Genomic DNA, 2,987 nt, shown 5'->3' on the forward strand with positions numbered 1-2,987 from the left:
GTCGGTGATCGTCTTCGGCGTCCGTCTCTCGATCGTCGCCTGGCCGAGGAATGCGTCCAATTCCTGAAGCGTCAGACCGGCAAGCAGGATGCGTCCCATCGAGGTGCAATAGGCCGGCAGCCTGGTGCCGACATCGAGCGACACGCTGAGGATACGGCGGCCGGGAATACGGGCGACATAGACGACATCGGCACCCGACAGGATCGCCGCCGAACAGGCCTCGTTCAGCTGTGCGGCGACAGCGCGCATGATGGGTGCGGCGAAGGCCCAGAGCGAGGCGCCGCCGAGCCAGGTGCGGGCGATCGTCAGCAAGCGTGGCGACAGCGAGAACACGCGGCCGGCTTGCGTTGCATAGCCGGTGGCGGTGAGCGTCAGCAGAAAGCGGCGGGCGCCGGCGCGGGTCAGGCCCGCTTCCTCGGCCATTTCGGTCAGCGTCATGCCCGAGGGATGCCGAGCCAGGATCTCCATGACGGCAAGGCCGCGCTCGAGCGAGCCGACATGATCACGGGAAGCGGCTTCTTCGTCCATCTCAACTCCGCGGAACGCCATCGATGCCAGGATTGACTCCTCGCCCTCCTTCAGCGTACGAAGTATCGCATATAAAACATATGTTCGCAATACGAACTTTCTGAACCCGGAGCCGATGCGATGGTCAAGTTCCTGCCGCTCAAACAGGCCGTTGCGGAGAATTTGAACGATGATGACACGGTCGCCTTCGAGGGTTTCACCCATCTGATCCCGACGGCGGCGGCGCATGAGGCGATCCGTCAGGGGTTTCGCGACCTGACCCTGGTCCGCATGACGCCGGACCTGATCTACGACCAGATGATCGGTATGGGCATGGCGAAGAAAATCGTCTTCTCCTATGTCGGCAATCCCGGCGTCGGCCTGCTGCGGCGCGCCCGCGACGCCATCGAGAACGGTTTCCCCAGATCGATCGAGATCGAGGAGCACAGCCATGCCGGCATGGCCAATGCCTATGAGGCGGGCGCGGCCGGTCTGCCCTGCGCGGTGTTTCGCGGCTATCGCGGTGCTGGCCTCGCGGCGGTCAATCCGAACATCAAGTCTGTCACCTGTCCGTTCACCGGCGAGGTGCTGGCGGCTGTTCCTTCGATCAGGCCTGACGTCACCTTCATCCATGCGCAGAAGGCCGACAGACAAGGCAATGTGCTGGTCGAAGGCATCATCGGCATCCAGAAGGAAGCGGTGCTGGCGGCCAAGCGAGCGGTGGTGACGGTGGAGGAAGTGGTCGATAATTTCGACGATCTGCACCCCAATCTGACCGTGCTGCCGCGCTGGACGATCGCGGCGATATCCGTCGTGCCAGGCGGCTCGCACCCGTCCTACGCACATGGCTATTATGCGCGTGACAATGCCGCCTATCTCGAATGGGACCAGATCGCCGCCGACCGCGAGAAATTCCAGGCGTGGATGCAGGCCAACGTCATCGAGAAGAGCGCCGGCGATTTCGCGGCCCGGGTCGAGCATTTGAGGAAAGCGGCATGAGCGACAATCCATTGGGTTTCACCCCCAACGAGATGATGACGATCGCCGCCAGCAGGGCGCTCAGGAATGACGATGTCTGCTTCGTCGGCATCGGCGCACCGTCCGCGGCCTGCAATGTGGCGCGGCTGACACATGCGCCTGACATCACGCTGATCTACGAGAGCGGCACGATCGGCACCGCGCCCGACGTGCTGCCGCTGTCGATCGGCGATGGCGAATTGTGCGAGACCGCCGTCACCACCGTCGCGGTGCCGGAGATGTTCCGCTACTGGCTGCAGGGCGGCCGCATCTCGATCGGTTTTTTGGGGGCGGCGCAGATCGACAAGTTCGGCAACATCAACACCACGGTCATCGGCGACTATTTCCATCCCAAGACCAGGCTGCCCGGCGGCGGCGGCGCGCCGGAGATCGCGACCTCGTCGAAGCAGATCTACATCACAATGGCGCAGACCACGCGCGGCATGGTCGAGAAGATCGACTTCTTCACCTCCTTCGGCCATGGCGAGGGTGGCGACCATCGCAAGCGGCTTGGCATCGACACATCAGGTCCGACCTTGCTGATCACCGATCTCGCCATCTGGAAGCCGGATCCGGTGACCAAGGAATTCACCGTCGTGTCGCTGCATCCGGGCGTCACGCGCCAGCAGGTGCAGGAGAGCTGTGGCTGGGTGGTAAAGTTCGCGGAGGCGCTTGACGAAACACCGGCGCCAAGCGAACTCGAATTGAAGACATTGCGCGACCTGCAGGCCCGCACCAAGGCGGCGCATGAGGGAACCGGAAAAGCAAAGGCTGCATGACATGGCCGAGGCCTACATCTGCGACTACATCCGCACGCCGATCGGCCGCTTCGGCGGTTCGCTGTCTTCGGTACGATCGGACGATCTAGGCGCCATCCCGCTGAGGGCACTGGTTGAGCGCAATGCCGGCATCGACTGGCAGGCGATCGACGATGTCGTCTATGGCTGCGCCAACCAGGCCGGCGAGGACAATCGCAACGTAGCGCGCATGGCGCTGCTGCTGGCAGGGCTGCCAAAGGAGGTCCCGGGCTCGACCGTCAATCGCCTGTGCGGCTCCGGCATGGATGCGCTGACCATTGCCGCCCGAGCCATCAAGGCCGGCGAGGCGGAGCTGATGATCGCGGGCGGCGTCGAATCGATGAGCCGGGCACCCTTCGTCATGCCCAAGGCCGACACGGCGTTCTCGCGCAATGCCGAGATTTACGACACCACCATCGGCTGGCGCTTCGTCAACCCGCTGATGAAGAAGCAGTATGGCGTCGATTCCATGCCGGAAACCGGCGAGAACGTCGCCGAGGATTTTTCGGTGTCGCGGGCCGACCAGGACGCCTTCGCAGTGCGCAGCCAGAACAAGGCCGTCGCCGCACAAGCCAATGGAAGATTGGCGAAGGAGATCACCCCAGTGACCATCCTGCAGCGCAAGGGCGATGCGCTCATTGTCAGCAAGGATGAACACCCCCGCGC

4 protein-coding genes are annotated in these 2,987 nt (G+C 63.5%); 3 read left to right on the forward strand and 1 reads right to left on the reverse strand.

Features of this window, described 5'->3' with window-relative positions; translation table 11 throughout:
• Positions 1–528, reverse strand: a 528-nt coding sequence (locus tag EN914_RS30175) for a helix-turn-helix domain-containing protein (RefSeq protein WP_127389470.1), incomplete at its 3' end; no start/stop codon positions are given.
• 120 nt (positions 529–648) lie between these two features.
• Here EN914_RS30175 and EN914_RS30180 point away from each other — a divergent pair.
• The 3 genes from EN914_RS30180 to EN914_RS30190 form a co-directional block, all read left to right on the forward strand.
• Positions 649–1,506: a CoA transferase subunit A gene (locus tag EN914_RS30180; protein ID WP_024504736.1), complete on the forward strand. Its 858-nt coding sequence runs from the start codon at positions 649–651 to the stop codon at positions 1,504–1,506.
• On the forward strand, positions 1,503–2,303 hold the full coding sequence (locus EN914_RS30185; RefSeq protein WP_127218840.1) for a CoA-transferase subunit beta: 801 nt from the start codon (positions 1,503–1,505) through the stop codon (positions 2,301–2,303). The genes EN914_RS30180 and EN914_RS30185 overlap by 4 nt, the downstream gene beginning before the upstream one ends.
• A gap of 1 nt (position 2,304) precedes the next feature.
• A partial coding sequence (locus tag EN914_RS30190) for a beta-ketoacyl synthase N-terminal-like domain-containing protein (RefSeq protein ID WP_281034678.1) occupies positions 2,305–2,987 on the forward strand: 683 nt, incomplete at its 3' end.

The organism is Mesorhizobium sp. M7A.F.Ca.CA.001.08.2.1, from assembly GCF_003998455.1.
Classification (GTDB): domain Bacteria; phylum Pseudomonadota; class Alphaproteobacteria; order Rhizobiales; family Rhizobiaceae; genus Mesorhizobium; species Mesorhizobium ciceri.